Consider the following 19244-nt stretch of genomic DNA (forward strand, 5'->3'; position numbering starts at 1 on the left):
CGATCACAGGATCGCGCATCCGGGATCGGGACGTGCCCGAAACCCGGGGACCGGACCCGGACACCTGGACGGCGACTCGGGTGGGAGCGGGCGCTCCGCTTCATGACCACCCGCGCGTCAGGGACGGGGGCAGTCTGGTCGACTCCGCAAGACTACACCCTCGGCCCAGCCCGGCCCAAACCGGGCCCCGCAGGTCAGCGGGGTGCCGGCTGGCCGGCGGCGAGCGCGGCCAGGTGCGCCTGGTGCAGGCGGCGCAGCGCCCGGACCGCCTCGACCGCGCTCTCCTTGTCGGCGGCCTGCAGGGCGACCATCGGCAGCAGGTCGTCGTCGTGCAGCTCCAGGCTGGCCCACGGGGCGCCGCGGTCGAACCGGACCCCGCGCACGACCTCCCAGGGCAGCTCGTAGGAGCTGATCACGTTGCGGACCCGCACGCCGCGGGCGTCGGCGGTCACCCGGGGGCGGGTGAACAGCAGGAAGCCGAGCGCGCCGAAGACCCCGAGACCGACCATGGCGAACTGGTCGCCGCGCTGGAACGTGCCGTAGCCCTCACCGGTGGAACCGGACAACGAGGTCGCGACGAGGCTGAACACCACCAGCAGCGCGACGGCCGACGCCCAGCAGACCACCCGGACGCGGCGGGGCCGCACGGTCACCACGGAATCGCTCACCCGACCAGTCTGCCATCCGGCTCGCGCTCACGTTCGGCCGCCACACGGACCGCGCCGCGCCGGCGTACCCCGGCCACGAGCACGGCCACCAGCGTGAGCACCGCGCCGGCCAGCACCGGCAGCCGGACGCCGGGCCCGCCGGGCAGCGCCAGGTCGAGCAGCAGCGCCCCGCCGAGCTGCCCGGCCACCAGCGCCAGGCCGGTGCGCAGCACCCCGGCCGCGCGGACGCCGACCAGCAGCGCCAGCACGATGCCGACGCCGAACAGGCCGCCGACGTAGAGCCACCACTGCGTGGGCCAGCGCGGCTGCTCGGCCAGCGTGCCGCCCAGCACCGCAACCGCACCGATCACCGACGTGCTGACCGCGAAGTTCACCGCGAGGCCGGCGGCCGGACCGACGGACGCGGCGACCCGACCGTTGAGCGCGGACTGCCCGGCCACCGCCAGCCCGCCCACGACGCAGAGCAGCACCAGCCCGACCGCGAGGTCGCCGATCGGGCGGCCCAGCTGCGCGAGTGCCACCGCGCCGACGCCGAGCACCGCCCCGCCGACGCGGGGCAGCGTGAGCGGCAGCCGCCCGGTGGCGGCCAGCCCGGCCCGGTCCACCGCCAGGCCGCCGAGGCTGCCCCCGGCGACCTGCGCGATCGTGAACACCGCAACCCCGAGCACCGGCACCACCACCGGCGCCACGAGGACGATCACCGCGCCGCCCACCCCGCCCAGGTACGCCCACCAGGGCAGCCCGGCGCGGCGCAGCCCGGCCAGCCCGGCCCGCATCGAGGGCACGACGGCCAGCCCGACCAGCACGAGCAGGCAGCCGCCCAGGTTGTTGACCACGGCGCCGAGCACCGGATCACCGGTCCGCTCCCCCAGCTCCGCGTTGACCACGCCCTGGGCGGCCGAGGCCACGCCACCCAGGACGACGACGGCCAGCGCGGCCGGGAGCGGCAGCGGCCTCACAGCCGGCAGGCGTGGATGTTGGTGACCAGGATCGCCCGGGCGCCCAACTCGTACAGCTCGTCCATGATCCGGTGCACGTCGTCGCGGAGCACCATCGCCTGCACCGCGACCCAGCCCTCCCGGTGCAGCGGCGAGACCGTGGGCGACTCGATGCCCGGGGTGAGCGCACTGGCCCGGTCGAGCAGGCCGGCCGGCACGTCGTAGGCGAGCATCACGTAGCGGCGGGCGACCAGCACGCCGTGCAGCCGACGCTGGAGCTGCTCCTGCTGGGCGCCGCCGGGCGCGCCGGCCCGGCGGACCAGCACCGCCGAGGAGCGCAGCAACGGCTCACCGAAGACCACCAGGCCGGCCTGGCGCAGCGTGGCGCCGGTCTCCACCACATCGGCGACCACGTCGGCCACGCCGAGCCGGATGGCGTTCTCCACCGCGCCGTCGAGCCGGATCACCTCGGCCTTGACGCCCAGCTCGCCCAGGTGCCGCTCGACCAGACCCGGGTACGCGGTGGCGATCCGGTGCCCGCCGAGCTGCTGGACGGAGGCGACGTCGTCGGGGCGGGCGGCGAACCGGAAGGTGGCCCGACCGAAGTTGAGGTCGACCACCTCCTCGGCCGGCGCGCCGGAGTCGATCAGCAGGTCGCGCCCGGTGATGCCGACGTCCAGGTCACCGGAGCCGACGTAGGTGGCGATGTCCTTGGGGCGCAGGTAGAAGAACTGGATGTCGTTGGGCTCGTCCCGGCAGACCAGGTCCTTCGGGTCGGTGCGCTGGCGGTAGCCCGCCTCGCGCAGCATCCCGGCGGCCGACTCGGCCAGGGCGCCCTTGTTGGGTACGGCGACACGCAGCATGGGAGTGCTCCTTCGTTCGATCGGATGATCAGCGGACGGGCACTCAGAGATGTCGGTAGACGTCCTTCAGGTCGAGACCGGTGGCCAGCATCAGCACCTGCGCCTGGTAGAGCAGCTGGGAGATCTCCTCGGCGGCCCGCTCCGGGCCCTCGTGCTCGGCCGCCATCCACGACTCGGCCGCCTCCTCGACGACCTTCTTGCCGATGAAGTGCACGCCCTTCGCGAGCGCGTCGACGGTGCCCGAGCCGGGGGTGCCGGCGGCGGCCTTGGCCTGCAGCTCGGCGAACAACTCCTCGAACGTCTTCACGGAAGGCGATTCTTCCAGCCGCCCGACGGGGCCGCTCGCCCCGGGTCCGTCGGGCGGGTTCGACCGGCCGCCGTCGCACCCTCGCGGGCGGATCGGGGTAGCCCTCCGCTCCGGCGCTCTCCGCTGGCGTGCCGGCCCTCCGGCGGCCGCCATCGGTCCGGGTGCCTCCACGCCGCCTGTGGAGCTGATATCAGAAACGACTCGGGCCGCCGACCGCGCCGGACCGGCAGCTCGGCGTACTGAGTCGATCATCCGGCCCCTACGAGCGGCGGTCGTGGACGGGGACCGGTGGCACGGGAACCGGGCGGGCGGCACGGGACCGGGCGGCACGGGACCGGGCGGCACGGGGGCGATCGCCGGCCGCGGCACGCCGGTTCGAACGGGTGAGTCGCTTCTGATATCAGCTCTAAAGGCGGTGCGAACCCAACGGGTCACCGGCCGCCGTCGTCTGCCCTGCCGCCCGACCACCTGGACGGCGGGCGCACTCCGCCGGCCAGGCGGTCACGCGACCAGGCGACCGGGCGGTCAGGCGGTCAGGCGGTCAGGCGGTCAGGCGGTCAGGCGGTCAGGCGGTCAGGCGGTCAGGCGAAGCCGACGCGGTGGGAGGCGTGGGCGTCCAGGGTACGGACGGCCAGTGCGGCGTCGAGGGCGGCCACCGTGGCCGCCCAGCCCTTGTCCTCGGCCGAGCCGGGCAGCCCGGCCCGGTCCCGGGCCTGCTCGATGGTGTCCACCGTGAGCACCCCGTGCGCCACCGGCTTGCCCTCGTCCAGCGCCACCCGGGTCAACCCCTCGGTGACCGACTGGCAGACGTAGTCGAAGTGCGCGGTCGCGCCACGCACCACCACGCCGAGCGCGACGACCACGTCGTACCGGCGTGCCATGGCCTGGGCCACCACCGGCAGCTCCACCGAGCCGGCCACCCGGGCCACCACGGCCCGCGCGCCGCACGCCTCGGCCGCGGCGACCGCCCGCTCGGCCATGTGGTCGGTCAGCTCGCCGTGCCAGCGGGCCGCCACCACGCCGACGGTCATGCCGGCGGCGTCCACCGCGGTCACGCCCGGCTCTCCGAAACCCGCCATCGTCCTACGCTCCGATCTCGTCACCGGCGACCGGCCGGCCCATCGGGGCCTCGGTCGCCTCGTCCAGCCCGTCCAGGAGGTGGCCCATCCGGTCCCGCTTGGTGCGCAGGTAGCGCACGTTCTCCGGGTTGGACCGCACCGGCATGCCCTCCCGGCCGGTCACGGTGAGGCCGTACCCCTCCAGGCCGGCCCGTTTGGCCGGGTTGTTGGTCAGCAGCCGCATCGAGCGGACGCCGACGTCGTAGAGGATCTGCGCGCCGGTGCCGTAGTCCCGCGCGTCGGCCGGCAGACCCAGGTCGAGGTTCGCGTCCACCGTGTCGCGCCCCTGGTCCTGCAACTGGTACGCCTGGAGCTTGTGCAGCAGGCCGATGCCGCGCCCCTCGTGCCCGCGCACGTAGAGCACCACCCCGCGTCCCTCCTGGGCGACCCGGGCCAGTGACGCCTGCAACTGCGGTCCGCAGTCGCAGCGCAGCGAGCCGAACACGTCGCCGGTGAGGCACTCGGAGTGCACCCGGACCAGCACGTCCCGCCCGTCGCCGAGGTCGCCCATGACCAGCGCGACGTGCTCGGCCGAGTCGTGCTCGGCGCGGTAGCCGAGCGCCCGGAACACCCCGTACGGGGTGGGCATCCGCGCCTCGGCGGCCAGTTCGACCTGCTTCTCGGTGCGTCGCCGGTGGGCGATCAGGTCGGCGATGGTGACCAGCGTCAGCCCGTGCTCGGCGCAGAACTTCTCCAGGTCCGGCACGCGCATCATGGTGCCGTCGTCGTTGACCAGCTCGCAGAGCACCCCGGCCGGGCGCAGCCCGGCCAGCCGGGTCAGGTCCACCGCCGCCTCGGTGTGCCCGGCCCGGCGCAGCACCCCGCCCGACCGCGCGCGCAGCGGCACCACGTGGCCGGGACGGGCCAGGTCGGTCGGGTCGGTCCCGGCGTCGGCGAGCAGCCGGATGGTGTGCGAGCGGTCCGCGGCGGAGATGCCGGTGGTGACCCCCTCGCGGGCGTCCACCGTGACCGTGTACGCGGTGCCGCGCCGGTCCTGGTTGGTGTGGTGCATCGGCGGCAGGTCCAACCGGTCGCACTCGTCCTCGGTCAGCGGCACGCAGATGTAACCGGAGGTGTAGCGGACCATGAACGCGACCAGCTCCGGCGTGGCCAGCTCGGCCGCGAAGATCAGGTCGCCCTCGTTCTCCCGGTCCTCGTCGTCGACCACGACCACGGGGCGACCGGCGGCGATGTCCGCCACCGCCTGCTCGATGGAACCGAAGATGGTCATGCCACGACCTCCGAGTACGTCGCCGGAATGCGGGTGCGGGCGGCCGTGACGGCCCGGGAGGTGCGCCACCAGCTGTACAGGCCGGCGGCGCAGAACGCGCCGTAGACCAGGTACATGGCGGCCGACGGATAGAAGCCGCCGCGCAGCAGCAGCGGCACGCCGACCGCGTCCACCGCGATCCAGATCAGCCAGAACTCCACCCAGCCCCGCGCCATGCCGTAGGTGGCGAGCAGGCTGCCGACCAGGATCCAGGCGTCCGGCAGCGGGCCCCACGAGCCGAGCGCGGCCAGCGCCGGGTAGGCGGCGGCGGTGCCGACGGCCGCGACCGCGAGCAGGCCCAGCCGCTCCCGCCAGGTGGCCCAGCGCGGGACGACGGCCGGCTCGCCGCCGCCACCCGCGCGGCGGTTGCGCGACCAGCGCCACCAGCCGTAGACGCTCACCGCGAAGAAGAAGACCTGGCGGCCGGCCTGGCCGTAGAGGTCGTGTGCCTGCGGGGTGGCGAAGACGCCGCCGAGGAAGACGGTGAACAGCAACGCGTTGCCGATCATGCCGACCGGCCAGGCCCACACCACCCGGCGCAACCCGAGCAGCGCCGAGGCGAGCCCGAAGACGTTGCCGACGATCTCCCGGACCAGCACCGGCGAGCCGGCGACGTGCACCTGGGCGTCGAGCAGCCAGCCGAGCGGGCCCGTCACCGGGCACCCCCCATCAGCCGCTCGACGTACTTGGCCAGCACGTCGACCTCGAGGTTGACCGGGTCGCCGACCTGCTTCGTGCCGAGCACGGTGAGCTTCAGCGTGGTCGGGATCAGGCCGACCGAGAACCAGTCGTCGCCCACCTCGGCGACGGTCAGGGACACGCCGTCGACGGTGATCGAGCCCTTCTCCACCACGTAGCGGGCCAGCCCGGCCGGCAGCCGGAACCGGACCGTCTCCCACTGCGCGGCCGGCTCCCGGCCGATGACCTCGCCGACGCCGTCGACGTGCCCCTGCACCAGGTGGCCGCCCAGCCGGCTGTTCAACGCGGCGGCCCGCTCCAGGTTGACCGGGTCGCCGGGGCGCAGCGCGCCGAGCGCGGTACGCCGCAGCGTCTCGCCCATCACGTCGGCGGTGAACACGCCGCCGTCGACGTCGACCACGGTCAGACAGACCCCGTTGACCGCGATCGAGTCGCCGTGCCGCGCGTCCGAGGTGACCAGCGGGCCGCGGATGGCGACCAGCGCCGAGTCGTCCCCGGTCTCGGTGCTCCGGACGATCTCGCCCAGCTCCTCGACGATGCCGGTGAACATGTTCAGGCCTCCCTCTTCCGGGGCAGCGCGGTGATCCGCAGGTCGGGACCGACCGGCGTAACGTCGGTGATCTCCAGGTCGATGGCGTCGGCGATCGTCGTCACGCCGGCGTCGCGCAGCGCGGTCGGGCCGGCGCCGAGCAGCTTCGGCGCGACGTAGCCGACGATCTTGTCGACCAGGCCGGCGGCGAGGAACGCGCCGGCCAGCGTGGGGCCGCCCTCCAGCAGCGCGGCGCGTACCCCGCGGTGGTGCAGTTCGGCGAGCAGCGCCGTCAGGTCGACCCGGCCGTCCGGGCCGGCGCCGACCTCGGCGGCGGTGGCCACCCAGGTCCGGGCCGCGCCGTCGCGGACCCGGGCGTCGGCCGGGGTACGCCCCGAGCTGTCCACCACGACCCGCAGCGGCTGCCGGATGGCCAGGGTGCCGTCGCGCAGGTTGCGGGCGGTGAGCCGGGGGTCGTCGGCGAGCACGGTGCCGACCCCGGCCAGCACCGCGTCGACGGTGCCGCGCAGCGCGTGCACGTCGGTCCGCGCCGCCTCCGAGGTGATCCACATGCTGGTGCCGTCGGCGGCGGCGGAGCGCCCGTCGAGCGTGGCGGCGTACTTCCAGATCAGGTACGGCCAGCCGCGGCGCATCGAGGTGAGCCAGGCGATGTTGCCGGCCTCGGCCTCCTCGGTGCGTACCCCGAGGGTGACCTCGATCCCGGCGGCGCGCAGGGTGGCCGCGCCGCCGGAGGCCACCGGGTTCGGGTCGGGCACCGCGACCACCACCCGGGAGACGCCGGCCGCGATGAGCGCGTGACTGCAGGGGCCGGTGCGGCCGGTGTGGTCGCAGGGCTCCAGTGTGACGACCGCGGTGCCGCCCCGGGCGCGCTTGCCGGCCTGCGCCAGCGCGACGATCTCGGCGTGCGGCCCGCCGGCGTACGCGTGGAAGCCCTCGCCGACGACCTCGCCGTCGGCGTCGAGCAGCACGCAGCCGACGACCGGGTTCGGGCTGGTCGCGCCGAGGCCGCGGGCGGCCAGCGCGACGGCACGACGCATCGCCTCGTCGACGGAGACGCTCGCCATGGCCTGCCCTGCCCTCCCGCTCGCCGGTCACGCGCGGGCGGGTTCGACAGGAGCGGCACGGGCACCGCGCACACGCGGCGGCGGAGAGACCCGGGGACGGCGACGCCGACCCCGGGGAGCCCACGGGCGCGGCTGAGGGTGCTCAGCGGCCACCAGGGACCTCCCCCGTTCCGCGCGCTGTCTCCCATCCGGACTGTCTGGGGGCGGACGAGCCGCACCCCAACCGTCGGCCCCGGATTCTCACCAGGTCCACCGTCCGGCCGAAGCCGTCCGGGTCGCGGGCTTACCACGGTCGGACCGTGGATCACCGCCGGTTCGGAATTTCACCGAGCCCCGCCAGCGCGTGGTGGGTACACCGGAAGTCTTACACGTTCGGCGGCGGCGCGCGCCACAGAGGCGAGCTACCTCACAGCAGCGGATGTCCGGTTCAGGTCACGCCCCGGCGGCGGTCGACCGCCACGTACGACCCGGGCTGGCTCTTGGCCACCGTCTTCATCTCCGAGGCCACGGCGATGGCCTCCAGCGGGTCGGTGAACCGCTTGCCGGAATCGGACAGTGACACCCCGATGGAGAGGGTGACCAGGGCGGCCCGGCGGATGTTGCCGCGGCGGTCCTTCAACTCGACGAAGCCGCGTTCCCGGTCGATCGGGTCGTAGAGCCCGTCGGCGGCCTTCTCGAAGTCCTCCACCGCCCGGAAGGTCAGCGGCCGGACCTGTTCGGGTGCGCAGACGATGACGAAGTCGTCGCCGCCGACGTGGCCGAGGAAGGCCGGCGGCAGGCCGATCGACACCACCGCGCGGTGCAGGCTGCGGGCCAGCGCGGAGATGAACTCGTCACCGCGGACGAAGCCGTACCGGTCGTTCACGCTCTTGAACCGGTCGATGTCGATGTAGCCGACGGCGTAGTCCACCCCGTTGCGCACCCGGTCGCTGATCTCCCGCCGGATGCGGCTGTTGCCGGGCAGGCCGGTCAGCGGGGAGACCTCCCGGAACTCCTTGTTGCGGCGCAGCGTGGAGCTGACCCGGGCGACCAGCTCGGCGGTGTCGAACGGCTTGACCAGGTAGTCGTCGGCGCCCGCGCTGAGACCGTTGACCTTGTCGGAGGTCATCCCCTTGGCGGTCAGCATGATCACCGGCAGCGCCGAGGTCATCGGGTCGGCGCGCAGCCGGCGGGTCAGCTCCAGCCCGTCGATGCGGGGCATCATCAGGTCGACCACGGCCAGGTCCGGCCGTTCCCGCTCGATGACCTCCAGCGCCTCCTGGCCGTCCGCGGCGTGCAGCACCTCGAAGCCGTGCAGGCGCAGGTTGAACTCGACGAAGCGGGCGATGTCCTCGTCGTCGTCGACGACCAGGATCACGTCGGGTCGGTCGTCGGCCGGGTCCATCTCAGGCCCCGGTCATCGCACGTTCCGCCAGGCCCCGCAGGCGGCGTACCGCCTCGGCCGGGTCGTCGGCGCCGTAGACCGCGGTGCCGGCGACGAACGCGTCCGCGCCGGCCGCGGCGGCCTGCTCGATGGTGTCCGCGGCGATGCCGCCGTCCACCTCGATGCGCAGCTCCAGGTGCCCGCTGTCGACGTGCCGGCGGGCGGCGCGCACCTTGTCCAGCAGCTGCGGCAGGAAGCGCTGGCCGCCGAAGCCGGCCTTGATCGTCATGATCAGCAGCGTGTCGAAGCTGGGCAGCAGCTCCAGGTACGGCTCGATCGGGGTGTCCCGGTCGATCGCCAGCCCCGCCTTCGCGCCGGCCGAGCGCAGGTCCTTGGCCAGCGCCACCGGGTCGTCGCACGCCTCGGCGTGGAACGTGACGTTGTACGCGCCGGCGTCGGCGTATCCGGGGGCCCAGCGGCGCGGGTCCTCGATCATCAGGTGCACGTCGAACGGGATCTGGGTCACCGCGCGCAGGCTCTGCACCACCGGCAGCCCGATGGTCAGGTTGGGCACGAAGTGGTTGTCCATGACGTCCACGTGCAGCCAGTCGGCGGCGGACTCCACGGCACGGACCTCGTCGGCGAGGCGGGCGAAATCGGCGGCCAGGATGCTGGGCGCGACGATCGGCGGCGGTACGGTCACGGGGCCAGTGTACGAACGTGGTCACCCGCCGTCCGCAGCGCGGCACCGTGTGGGACAGGCTGTGACCCGCCCGTCACCTGTGGTGCACCATTGGCCCGTCCGGGCGGGAAATCGACACGAATAGTCGTCGGTGACTGGCCGATCGATTGAAAGATGACGAAACTCCTACAGGGACGGTCACGTATGCTGCCGCCCGGGCGCGGGGGACGCCGCACGGGCCTGCGGTGTGCGGCTGCCATCTCTCCGGCGAAGGGGCGGACGATGCGACGGTTGCTCCACACGCTCGCGCTGGCCGGTGCCGTGACGGCGGTGATCGCCGGCTGCGTCCCGGCGCACCGGGCCGACGGGGACCTCGTCGACGACTGGGCGGCGCTGCCCGCGCCCCAGCTGTTCGTCCCGGCCACCGACGCGTGTCTGCCCCGGCTCACCGCGGTGGTGCAGGCCGCCACGTACGAGACGGTGAACTGCGCCGGCAGCCACCTGGCCGAGGCGGTCCACGTCGGCACGTTCACCGGTCCGGCGGCCGCCGGCGCCCGCCCGGAGCCCGGCTCCCCGGCGCTGCGCGTCGCGCGCACCGAGTGCGACCAGCGGGCCCGGGAGATGATCGGCGGGGACTGGCACGCCGCCCGGCTCACGCTGAACATCGCGTTGCCCCCGGCCACCGCCTGGGTCGCCGGCGCGCGCTGGTTCCGCTGCGACCTGGCCGAGACCGACAGCATCGACAACACCCGGCCGGTCAACCGGATCGGCAGCCTGCGCGGCGCCCTGGTCGGGGACAACCCGCTGGTGCACCGCTGCTTCGACCCGAAGCTGATCGGGCAGAACCTCAACTACATGGCGCCGGTGCTCTGCACCGAGCCGCACCGGGCCGAGTTCGTGGGCGTCTACACCGAACGCGACGTGAGCTGGGCGGAGTTCACCCGGGGCGCGCCGTCGGTGCACCGGCGCTGCATGACGTTGATCGCCGCCTTCGCCGACGTGCCGGACAACGCCGAACTGCCGTACCGGGCCGGGTCCATCTTCTACCCGCCGTCGCAGCGGGAGTGGGAGGAGGGCGACCGGGGGGTGCGCTGTTTCCTGTGGAGCGACGACCGGAAGCTGACCCGCTCGATGCGCGGGGCCGGCCCGGAGGGACTACCCGTCATCTGAGCATCAGTGCCGTATGCTGCGTCGCCGAGGCGTACCGGTCGGCCGGGCGGCTCCGGACGGCGGGGAGGTCGGTCGCGATGCGGCGATGGTGGGCGGCGGTCGCCGCGGGCACGGTGGCGGTGCTGGCGCTCGGCGGCTGTGGCGCGCCGGCCGGGGTGGACCGTGACCTGGCCGACGACTGGCCCGCGTTCGCCGCGCCCGTGGGCTTCGTGCCGAAGGCCGACGTCTGCCACCCGACCGTCGCCGACGTCGGCTACCTCAGCGGCTACCAACCGGTCGACTGCGCCACCACGCACCGGGCCGAGACGCTGCACGTCGGCACGCTCACCGGGCCGGAGGCCGCGCGCTCCGCGCCTCCGCGGGGCGGATCCGCCGGTCTGCGCGCCGCCCACGCCGACTGCGCCCGGCAGGTCACCAAGGCCGTCGGCGCGGACTGGCGGTCGGGACGGCTGCAGCTGTCCGTGGTCTTCCCGTCGGCCCCGGCGTGGTCCGGCGGGGCCCGCTGGTACCGCTGCGACGTCGCCGAGGTCAACGACCTGGACGACGGCACGGTGACCGAGCGTCAGGGCAGCCTGCGCGCCGCTCTGAGGCCCGGTTCGCCGCTGGCGCTGGGCTGCTTCAACCCGAAGCTGGTCAAGGACGACATCGAGGCGATGCGGCCGGTCGCCTGCACCGCGAAGCACCACGCCGAGTTCGTCGGGATCTGGCAGGCGCCGGACATCAGCTACGCGGAGTTCCAGCGCACCTCGCTGCGGGCGCACAAGGCGTGCCGGGGACTGATCGCCACGTACGCCAAGGTGCCGAACGACGGCAACATGCAGTACCGGGCCGGCACCATCATCTACCACCCGTACGAGCAGCAGTGGCGCGACGGCGACCGGGGCGTGCAGTGCTTCCTCTGGGTCTCCGACCGCACGCTGACCCGGTCGGTCCGGGGCGCCGGGGCGAAGGCGCTGCCGGTCACCTGAGCCGGGGGCGGGGCGGGCGTCGGCCCACCCCGCCCGGTGTGCTCAGCCGACCTGGAGCGTCACGTCGTCCAGGACGAAGCTGGTCTGCAACGAGGAGTCCTCGACACCGGTCCACTTGAGCGTGACCGTCTGACCGGCGTACGCGGCGAGGTTGAAGGTGCGCTGGGTGTAGCCGGTGGCCTTGTTCAGGTTCGAGTAGGTCGCCAGCGTGGTCGAGCCGACCTGCACGGTCAGCTTGTCGTACGCGGTCGAGGTGGTCGTCTCGGCCGAGTCGATGTGCAGCCAGAAGGCCAGCGTGTAACTGGCGCAGCCGGCCGGCAGGGTGACCGACTGGCTCAGCGTGTCGGTGTGCGACGAGCCGTAGCCGTCCAGCCACGCCTTGTAGGAGCCGGTCCGGGCCGCCTGGCCGGAGTCGTTGGTGATCACGCCCGAGCTGGCCGTCCACGGCGTGCTGCCCGACTCGAAGCTGCTGTTGCCGATGAGCTGTCCGCCGGTGCAGCCGCCGCCCCCGCCGGTCACGGTGAGCGTGTAGCTGGCGGTGCGGGTGGCCGAGCCGGTGCCGGTCACGGTGAGCGTGAACGTGCCGGTGGTCGCCGACGACGAGGCGGTGACCGTCATGGTGGCGGAGCCGCCCGAGGTGACCGAGGACGGGCTGAAGCTCACCGAGACGCCGCTCGGGGCGCCGCTGGCGGACAGCGCCACGGTCTGCGCGCTGCCGCTGGTGGTGGCGGTACTGACGGTGGCGGTGGTGGAGCCGCCCCGGGCGACGCTGCCGGAGGTGGGGCTCACCGCGACGGAGAAGTCGTTGGTCGGGGTGCCGCCGCCGACCGCGAGCTGCCAGATGGCGTACGCCACGCCGTCGGCGCTGCGGTTGAGGACGGTCGTGTTGATGTTGCTGGTGGTGTCGCAGGAGCGGTGGTAGCAGCCGTCGTACGCCGCGCCCGCGGTGCCGCCCCACTTGCTGGCCTGCGCCGCGGTCTTGGTGTAGCTGGCGCCCGCCGCGTACCCGGAGGTCTGGATGCCGGCGTTGGCGAACGAGTAGTCGTCGGAGCGGCCCTGGCCCTCGGTGTTCTCCTCCGGCTGGATGCCGAAGGAGTCCCAGTACGCCTTCAGCGGCGCCGCGGTGGCCGAGGTGATCCGGTTGATGAAGTAGCCGCCGTTGGGCGAGCCGACCATGTCGAAGTTGTAGTAGCCCTTGATGTAGCCCCGCTGGGTGGAGCTGAGCTGGTTGACGTAGTGCTTCGAGCCCTGCAGCCCCTGCTCCTCGCCGTTCCACCAGGCGAACCGGACCCGCTTGGTCATGGTGGGGTTCTGCGCCGCGAGCACCAGGGCGTTCTCCAGCAGGGTGGCCGAGCCGGAGCCGTTGTCGTTGATGCCCGGGCCGGCGGAGACGCTGTCCAGGTGGGCGCCGAACATGACGACCTGGTCGGTCGGGCCCTGCGGCCACTCGGCGATGAGGTTGCTGCCCGGGTAGGTGCAGGTGGTGCAGTTCTGCTCGGTGACCGTGTAACCGGCCGCCTGGAGCTTGCCCTTGACGTAGCTGACCGACGCGGCGTAGCCGGCCGAGCCGGCCCGTCGGTTGCCGCCGTTGCTGCTGGCGATGGAGTTGAACTGGGTGAGGTGGGCCTGGATGTTGGCCAGGGAGACGTCCGGCGCGGCGAGCGCGGCGGCGGTGGCGGGCGCCGGGGCGGGGGCCGGCGCGGGAGCGGCGGAGGCGGTGCCGGCCAGGCTCGCCGTCGTCAGGGTGGCGACGAGGGCGAGCGCGAGGCTCGTGGTCGGCGTGCTGCGTCTCATGGAGACTCCTCATGGGGGTCGGCGGGCGGGGGTGACGGGTCGACCGGTGATCGGAACAGTTACATGTATCGATCGCGCAGTCAACGGCGCGTCACATCCCACCAACCCCCTACCGCCCCCGGGATGCCTCTCTCCCGCCACCTTCGGACTGACCAAGGAGTTCGCCGTCGGCGATCCGACGGCGAACTCCTTGATCAACCCAGCGGAGGGGCGGAGCCGGTCAGCCTCGGCGCAGGACGGCCAGGAACATGGCGTCCGTGCCGTGACGGTGCGGCCAGAGCTGCACCGTCGGGCCGTCGCCCAGACCCAGCATGCCGGCCGGCAGCAGCGGCCGGGCGTCGACGAAGTCGACCGGGAGGCCGCAGCGCCGGGACGCCTCGGTCACCGTCACGTGCGTCTCCACCACGTGCGGCGAGCAGGTCACGTACGCGACCAGGCCACCCGGACGGACCGCGCGCAGCGCGGCGGTGAGCAGCTCACGCTGCAGGCGGGTCAACGGCGGCAGGTCCGCCGGCTGGCGACGCCAGCGCGACTCCGGCCGGCGGCGCAGCGACCCCAGCCCCGTGCACGGCGCGTCGACCAGCACCCGGTCGAAGTGCCCCTCCGGCAACTTCGGGTCCCCGCCGACGGTGCGCCCGTCGGTGTGCACCACCGTGACCGGCAGCCCGCGGGTGGCCTGGGCGACCAGGCGGGCCCGGTGCTCGGCCACCTCGACCGCGGTCAACCGCGCCCCGCGCGTCGCCGCGATCGCACCGAGCAGGCCGGACTTGCCGCCCGGGCCGGCGCACAGATCCAGCCACCGGCCGTCCGGGCCCTCCAGCGGCGCGTTCGCCAGCGCGTCGGCCACCAACTGGGAGCCCTCGTCCTGCACGTGCGCCCGCCCGTCGGCCACCGCCGCCAGGTCACCCGGCGCGCCGCCGGGCAGGTAGACCGCGTACGGCGAGAACGCGCCCGGCGCGCCGCCGACCTCGTCGGCCAGCGCCACCGGGTCGGCCAGGCCGGGTCGGGCGCACAGGTGCACCGGTGGGCGCTCGTTGTCCTCGATCAGCAGCCGGGTGGTCTCCCCCAGGTCACCGCCGAGCGCCTCGGCGAACGCCCGGACGATCCACTGCGGATGGCTGTACGCCAGCGCCAGGTGCCCGATCGGGTCGGTCTCCTCGGCCGGGGCGAGCTTGGCCACCCACGCGTCGGCGTCCCGCCCGGCGATCTCGCGCAGCACCGCGTTGGCGAAGCCGGTCGCGCCGGGCCCCACCGTGCGGACCAAGTCCACGGTGGAGGAGACCGCGGCGTGCGCCGGCACCCGGGTGTGCAGCAGCTGGTAGGCCCCGAGCCGCAGCGCGTCCCGCACCGGCGGGTCGATGCGCTGCACGTCCCGGCCCGCCGCGTCGGTGACGATCGCGTCCAGGGTGCCGGTGTGCCGCAGCGTGCCGTAGGTCAGCTCGGTGGCGAACGCCGCGTCGCGGCCGCTGAGCCCCGCCTCGCGCAGCATCGTCGGGAGCACCAGGTTGGCGAACGCGTCGTCGCGGTGCACCGCGGCGATCGCCTCGTAGGCGACCTGCCGGGGCAGGTCCACCGCGGGCCGCACCGGGCGGCGCGCGTCCCGCCGGTCGTAGCCGCCCCGCGACGGCCCGCCGGACCGGTCTCCGGGACGCCCGGAACCGCGCTCGCCGCGCCCGTACCCCCGGGGACGCTCGCCCTCGACGGGCCGTTCCGGCCGCGTCACGCGAAAACCTCGCCCGCGGCGACCCGGGCGCCGCGCGCCCAGTCTCCGGCCGACATGGGCTTCTTGCCGGCGGCACGCACCTCACCGAGGCGCACCGGCCCGGTCGCGGTGCCGACCAGGACGCCGGACTTCTCCGCCAGCAGCTCGCCCGGCTTCAGCTCCGGGCCGTTGGCCAGCGGGGTGACCGGGCCGAGCTTGACCCGGTCGTCGCGGAAGGTGGTCCACGGGCCCGGGGCCGGCGTGCAGGCGCGGATCCGCCGGTCCACCGCGAACGCCGGGTCGGTCCAGCGCACCCGCGCGTCCTCGACGGTGAGCTTCGGGGCGAGCGAGACGCCCTCCGACGGCTGCGGCTGCGCCCGGGCGGTGCCGGCGTCGATCGCGTCGAGCACGGCGACCAGCAGCCCGGCGCCCGAGTGGGCCAGCCGTTCCAGCAGGTCGCCGGAGGTGTCGGTGGGACGGATCTCGTCGGTGACCGTGCCGTAGACCGGGCCGGTGTCCAGCCCCTCCTCCAGCTCGAACACGCTGGCCCCGGTCAGCTCGTCGCCGTGCAGCACGGCGTGCTGGACCGGCGCCGCGCCCCGCCAGGCGGGCAGCAGCGAGAAGTGCAGGTTGATCCAGCCGTGCCGGGGGATCTCCAGCGCCACCGGCGGCACCAGCGCGCCGTAGGCGACCACGGGGACGCAGTCCGGCGCCAACGCGCGCAGCCGGTCGAGGAACTCCGGTTCGCGTGGCCGGGCCGGGGTGAGCACCTCGACGCCGTGCGCGTCGGCCCACGCGCCGACGGGCGAGCGGTGCAGCCCTCGGCCCCGGCCGGCCGGGGCGTCGGGGCGGGTGACCACCGCGAGCAGCTCGTGGCCGGAGGCGGCGATCGCGTCCAGGGCCGGCACGGCGACCGCCGGCGTGCCGGCGAAGACCAGGCGCATCCGGGTCACCGCCCCAGGCCGAACGGGTTGGTGACGGGATGCGGGCTCAGCTTGACCGTGGGCGGGGCGGCCTGGTCGTACCAGTCCGCCTGCCGGATCGCCTTCATGGCCTCCTTGCGGCCGGCCGCGTCGAGGCGGTCCAGGAAGAGCACCCCGTCGAGGTGGTCGGTCTCGTGCTGCAGGCAGCGGGCCATCAGGCCGGTGCCGACGATCTGCATCGGGTCGCCGTGGGCGGTGAAGCCCTTGGCGATCACGTTCTGCCGGCGCTTCGTGTCGAAGTAGAGCCCAGGGATGGACAGGCAACCCTCCGGGCCGTCCTGTTCCTCCTCGTCGGGGAACTCCAGCACCGGGTTGACCAGGTGGCCGAGCATGTCGTCGACGTCGAAGGTGAACACCCGCAGGCCCACCCCGAGCTGCGGCGCGGCCAGGCCGGCGCCGTTCTGCTCGCGCATCGTGTCGGTCAGGTCGGCGATCAGCTTGCGCAGCTCGGCGTCGAAGTCGACCACGGGGTCGGCCGGCGTGCGCAGCACCGGGTCGCCGAACAGACGGATGGGCTGGACGGTCACGCGGCGTGGCTCCTTGTCTGGGACGGGTGGTGCCGTCCCAGTCTACGGAGTGCGGCCGGACGCCTCCGGTGGCGTACCGGGAACGGTGACCGGGGCCGCCTCCCGCCCGACGGTGACCGGCAGCGTGGCGTAACCGCGCAGGGTGAGCCGGACCCGCCGCTCGGGCGCGCCGGCCAGAGCCAGGCCGGGCAGCCGGCGCAGCAGCAGCGGGAACGCCACCTGTGCCTCCAGCCGGGCCAGCGCGGCGCCGAGGCAGTAGTGCGGCCCGGCGCCGAAGGACAGCGGGTGGATCTGCGGTCGCCACGGGTCGAAGCGCGCCGGCTCCGGGTAGCGGCGGGGATCACGGTTGGCCGCCCCGAGCATCACGATGACCCAGCTCTCCGGCGGCAGGTCGAGGCCGCCGTGCCGGGACGGCTCGGTGCTCATCCGGGAGGTCAGCTGCACCGGCGAGTCGTAGCGCAGCAGCTCGTCGACGTATCCGGGGGCGAACTCCGGGTGCTCGCGCAGCGTCGCGGCCGCGTCGGGGTGGTCGAGCAGCGCCACCAGACCGTTGCCGAGCAGGTTGGTGGTGGTCTCGAAGCCCGCCACCAGCAGCACGATCAGGTTGGCCAGCAGCTCGTCGCCGGAGAGGCTCTCACCGTCGGCGTCGGCCCTCATTCGGTCCGGAGCGCCGTCTTGCGGCGCGGAGGCCGAATTATGGCCGTCGTGGGCCTGGACCAGCGCGGTCGTCAGGTCGTCGGCGGGGGCCCGGCGGCGGGCCGCGACCAGCTCGGTGAAGTAGGCCCGCAGCTCGCCCGCGCCCCGGTCGGCCACGGCCAGCTCGTCGGCCGTGATCTCCGGCTCCAGCACCCCGGTCAGGTCGGTGGCCCAGCGCCGGAACAGCGGCCGGTCCGCCGCCGGGACGCCGAGCAGCGCGCAGATCACCCCGACCGGCAGCGGGTACGCGAACTCGGCCATGAAGTCGACCGGCGCGCCGCCCCGCCCGCCGGCCAGCAGCCGGTCGACCAGGTCGTCGGCCTGCGCCTGCACCACGTCGCGCATCGCGGCGATCCGGCGGGGGGTGAACGCGCCGGCGGCGAGGCGCCGCATCCGGCTGTGGTCGGGCGGGTTGGTGCGCAGCATCGACCGGGAGATGGACAGCACCGCCGGGCTCTCCCGCCAGCCGGGCATGAACTGGTCGCGCAGGCCGTCGTCCATCACCCCGAACCGGGCGTCGCGCAGGATCGCGTCGGCCTCGGCGTACCCGGTCACCACGTAGAAGACGGGCCCGGCCTGGACCACCGGGCCGTGCGCGCGCAACCGCTCGTACGTCGGGTAGGGGTCGACCCGACCCGCGGGGGACATCAGCAGCGCGAGGGCATCGGCAGGGTCCACGGTCGGCCTCCCCAGGCGTCGGAGACCCCCATCATGCCCCGTTTCCGCCGGATCGGGCGATCCCGTCGCCGCGCCCGGACGGCCGTCAGGCCCCGGCGCCCGGCTCCCCGGCGAGCACCGCACCACCGCCGAGCAGGGCGTGCTCCGGCAGCGTCAGCGCGATGCCGTGCGCGTCCTCCCAGTCGTGGATCAGACCCGGCCGGGCCTGGGCGGCGAAGAAGTCGACGGCGCTCATGCCGCCGACCACCGGCTCGTCGACCTCGGCGACCAGCCGGGCGGGCACCAGCGGGAACCCGCCGCGCACCGCGGCGCTGAGCCGCCGGTGCCCGTCGACGACGAAGAAGTACTCACCGGTGTAGCCGATGCTCAGCGGCTCCAGCGCCTCGTCGCCGGCCTCGGCCACCTCGCCGGCGAACTCCGAGTCCCAGAGACCGCGCAGCGTGGCCACGTCCTCGGTCGGGTAGACCCGGTTCGGGTCGAGCAGCAGCAGCGGCTGGCCGGCGCGCAGCACCTCGGCACCGAGCCGGCCCTCGTAGACGTCGACCACGTGCTGGATCACCTGCTCCGGGTTGGCCCGGGTGGTGTCGCAGATCAGGTCGTAGTTGCGCAGCCGGGCCTTGTCGACGCCGTACCGGACGATGAAGCGGCCGCGCTCGCTCTCGCTGCGCTCGCGCAGCTTGGCCCGCGCCTCCTCCAGCGAGGTGTAGCTCTCGGCCGGACCGGACGGGCGGGCCAGCACCCGCCGGGCCGCCTCGGTCGGCTCGGTGATCATGTGCACCTTGAGCGCGTCGGTGAAGAAGTGCCACGCCAGGCGGGAGTCCATCACCAGCGACTCGCCCGAGGCGGCGATGTCGCGCTGGAGCTGGTCGACGTAGCCGTCGACGGCCTGGTCCAGCTCGGCGTGCAGGTTGAGCTGGAGGGCGGTCATCTGCCGCTCCTGGGCCATCTGCCGGTAGAGGTCGCCGACGCTGACCCGGCGCAGGCCGAGCCGCTTGGCGATCTCGACGGAAACGGTGCTCTTGCCGCTGCCGAGGTCGCCGTTGAAGACGATCGACTGACGAACGGTCACGACTGGTCCACCCCTGCTCACCGGCTGACTGACGACATCGAATCCGTGTCGGCCCGACGTGCTGGGAGCATTCGCCGCGCCGTGTCCCGCGCGGAAAACCGCGCGCCTGGGCATGACGGGCGATGCTATCACCGC

Annotated in this window: 19 protein-coding genes and 1 riboswitch; of the genes, 2 read left to right on the top strand and 17 right to left on the bottom strand. The window is 74.2% G+C overall.

Annotated features, from left to right (window positions below; translation table 11 throughout):
- Positions 1-194: 194 nt before the first annotated feature.
- From GA0070622_RS21820 to rpe, 11 genes are all read right to left on the bottom strand, one after another.
- Positions 195-668 (bottom strand): PH domain-containing protein, encoded by a 474-nt coding sequence (locus GA0070622_RS21820; protein WP_172967807.1) that lies wholly within the window; start codon positions 666-668, stop codon positions 195-197.
- On the bottom strand, positions 665-1627 hold the full coding sequence (locus GA0070622_RS21825) for a DMT family transporter (protein WP_091577973.1): 963 nt from the start codon (positions 1625-1627) through the stop codon (positions 665-667). Before GA0070622_RS21825 ends, GA0070622_RS21820 begins: the two co-directional genes overlap by 4 nt.
- Positions 1624-2469, bottom strand: coding sequence for an ATP phosphoribosyltransferase (gene hisG / locus GA0070622_RS21830; RefSeq protein WP_091577975.1), 846 nt, complete (start codon positions 2467-2469; stop codon positions 1624-1626). Before hisG ends, GA0070622_RS21825 begins: the two co-directional genes overlap by 4 nt.
- Positions 2470-2512: 43 nt before the next feature.
- A complete protein-coding gene (locus tag GA0070622_RS21835; protein WP_091577978.1) occupies positions 2513-2776 on the bottom strand; it encodes a phosphoribosyl-ATP diphosphatase in 264 nt (87 codons plus the stop codon).
- Between the two features lie 581 nt (positions 2777-3357).
- Entirely contained in the window at positions 3358-3855 is a 498-nt protein-coding gene (ribH, locus tag GA0070622_RS21840; protein WP_091577981.1) for a 6,7-dimethyl-8-ribityllumazine synthase, read from the bottom strand.
- Positions 3856-3859: 4 nt separating this feature from the next.
- Positions 3860-5125, bottom strand: coding sequence for a bifunctional 3,4-dihydroxy-2-butanone-4-phosphate synthase/GTP cyclohydrolase II (locus tag GA0070622_RS21845; protein ID WP_091577983.1), 1266 nt, complete (start codon positions 5123-5125; stop codon positions 3860-3862).
- A complete protein-coding gene (gene pnuC / locus GA0070622_RS21850; RefSeq protein WP_091577986.1) occupies positions 5122-5820 on the bottom strand; it encodes a nicotinamide riboside transporter PnuC in 699 nt (232 codons plus the stop codon). Before pnuC ends, GA0070622_RS21845 begins: the two co-directional genes overlap by 4 nt.
- Positions 5817-6413 carry a riboflavin synthase gene (locus tag GA0070622_RS21855; protein ID WP_091577988.1) on the bottom strand — a complete coding sequence of 199 codons (597 nt, stop codon included), beginning with the start codon at positions 6411-6413 and terminating at the stop codon, positions 5817-5819. Before GA0070622_RS21855 ends, pnuC begins: the two co-directional genes overlap by 4 nt.
- Before the next feature lie 2 nt (positions 6414-6415).
- Positions 6416-7477: a bifunctional diaminohydroxyphosphoribosylaminopyrimidine deaminase/5-amino-6-(5-phosphoribosylamino)uracil reductase RibD gene (gene ribD, locus GA0070622_RS21860; RefSeq protein ID WP_091577991.1), complete on the bottom strand. Its 1062-nt coding sequence runs from the start codon at positions 7475-7477 to the stop codon at positions 6416-6418.
- A 172-nt stretch (positions 7478-7649) separates the two neighbouring features.
- A riboswitch (FMN riboswitch) is annotated at positions 7650-7822 on the bottom strand.
- A gap of 82 nt (positions 7823-7904) precedes the next feature.
- Entirely contained in the window at positions 7905-8861 is a 957-nt protein-coding gene (locus GA0070622_RS21865; protein WP_091577993.1) for a GGDEF domain-containing response regulator, read from the bottom strand.
- Between the two features lies 1 nt (position 8862).
- Positions 8863-9543: a ribulose-phosphate 3-epimerase gene (gene rpe, locus GA0070622_RS21870; protein ID WP_091577996.1), complete on the bottom strand. Its 681-nt coding sequence runs from the start codon at positions 9541-9543 to the stop codon at positions 8863-8865.
- Positions 9544-9804: 261 nt separating this feature from the next.
- On the opposite strand from rpe, the gene GA0070622_RS21875 reads away from it, so the two are divergent.
- Entirely contained in the window at positions 9805-10692 is an 888-nt protein-coding gene (locus tag GA0070622_RS21875) for a septum formation family protein (protein WP_091577999.1), read from the top strand.
- A 77-nt stretch (positions 10693-10769) separates the two neighbouring features.
- Positions 10770-11660 (top strand): septum formation family protein, encoded by an 891-nt coding sequence (locus GA0070622_RS21880; protein ID WP_091578002.1) that lies wholly within the window; start codon positions 10770-10772, stop codon positions 11658-11660.
- Between the two features lie 42 nt (positions 11661-11702).
- Here the strand turns inward: GA0070622_RS21880 and GA0070622_RS21885 are convergent, their stop codons facing one another.
- From GA0070622_RS21885 to GA0070622_RS21910, 6 genes are all read right to left on the bottom strand, one after another.
- Entirely contained in the window at positions 11703-13454 is a 1752-nt protein-coding gene (locus GA0070622_RS21885) for a M28 family peptidase (protein WP_091578004.1), read from the bottom strand.
- A gap of 220 nt (positions 13455-13674) precedes the next feature.
- The gene (locus GA0070622_RS21890) at positions 13675-15177 is read right to left on the bottom strand and encodes an RsmB/NOP family class I SAM-dependent RNA methyltransferase (RefSeq protein ID WP_091578006.1); all 1503 of its coding nucleotides are present in this window, start codon (positions 15175-15177) and stop codon (positions 13675-13677) included.
- Positions 15174-16100 carry a methionyl-tRNA formyltransferase gene (gene fmt / locus GA0070622_RS21895; RefSeq protein WP_091583734.1) on the bottom strand — a complete coding sequence of 309 codons (927 nt, stop codon included), beginning with the start codon at positions 16098-16100 and terminating at the stop codon, positions 15174-15176. Before fmt ends, GA0070622_RS21890 begins: the two co-directional genes overlap by 4 nt.
- 5 nt (positions 16101-16105) lie before the next feature.
- A complete protein-coding gene (def, locus tag GA0070622_RS21900; protein WP_091578009.1) occupies positions 16106-16666 on the bottom strand; it encodes a peptide deformylase in 561 nt (186 codons plus the stop codon).
- A gap of 42 nt (positions 16667-16708) precedes the next feature.
- Positions 16709-18040 carry a cytochrome P450 gene (locus GA0070622_RS21905; protein WP_091578012.1) on the bottom strand — a complete coding sequence of 444 codons (1332 nt, stop codon included), beginning with the start codon at positions 18038-18040 and terminating at the stop codon, positions 16709-16711.
- Between the two features lie 85 nt (positions 18041-18125).
- Entirely contained in the window at positions 18126-19109 is a 984-nt protein-coding gene (locus GA0070622_RS21910; RefSeq protein ID WP_091578014.1) for an AAA family ATPase, read from the bottom strand.
- Positions 19110-19244: the final 135 nt, after the last annotated feature.

Source organism: Micromonospora sediminicola, from assembly GCF_900089585.1.
Lineage (GTDB): Bacteria > Actinomycetota > Actinomycetes > Mycobacteriales > Micromonosporaceae > Micromonospora > Micromonospora sediminicola.

Bases quoted from the DNA above. Each gene is read 5' to 3' on its own strand.
- GA0070622_RS21845 (WP_091577983.1), bottom strand. From the start codon at position 5,125: ATGACCATCTTCGGTTCCATCGAGCAGGCGGTGGCGGACATCGCCGCC.
- GA0070622_RS21855 (WP_091577988.1), bottom strand. From the start codon at position 6,413: ATGTTCACCGGCATCGTCGAGGAGCTGGGCGAGATCGTCCGGAGCACC.
- GA0070622_RS21875 (WP_091577999.1), top strand. From the start codon at position 9,805: ATGCGACGGTTGCTCCACACGCTCGCGCTGGCCGGTGCCGTGACGGCG.
- GA0070622_RS21865 (WP_091577993.1), bottom strand. From the start codon at position 8,861: ATGGACCCGGCCGACGACCGACCCGACGTGATCCTGGTCGTCGACGAC.
- fmt (WP_091583734.1), bottom strand. From the start codon at position 16,100: ATGCGCCTGGTCTTCGCCGGCACGCCGGCGGTCGCCGTGCCGGCCCTG.
- GA0070622_RS21885 (WP_091578004.1), bottom strand. From the start codon at position 13,454: ATGAGACGCAGCACGCCGACCACGAGCCTCGCGCTCGCCCTCGTCGCC.
- hisG (WP_091577975.1), bottom strand. From the start codon at position 2,469: ATGCTGCGTGTCGCCGTACCCAACAAGGGCGCCCTGGCCGAGTCGGCC.
- ribH (WP_091577981.1), bottom strand. From the start codon at position 3,855: ATGGCGGGTTTCGGAGAGCCGGGCGTGACCGCGGTGGACGCCGCCGGC.
- GA0070622_RS21880 (WP_091578002.1), top strand. From the start codon at position 10,770: ATGCGGCGATGGTGGGCGGCGGTCGCCGCGGGCACGGTGGCGGTGCTG.
- ribD (WP_091577991.1), bottom strand. From the start codon at position 7,477: ATGGCGAGCGTCTCCGTCGACGAGGCGATGCGTCGTGCCGTCGCGCTG.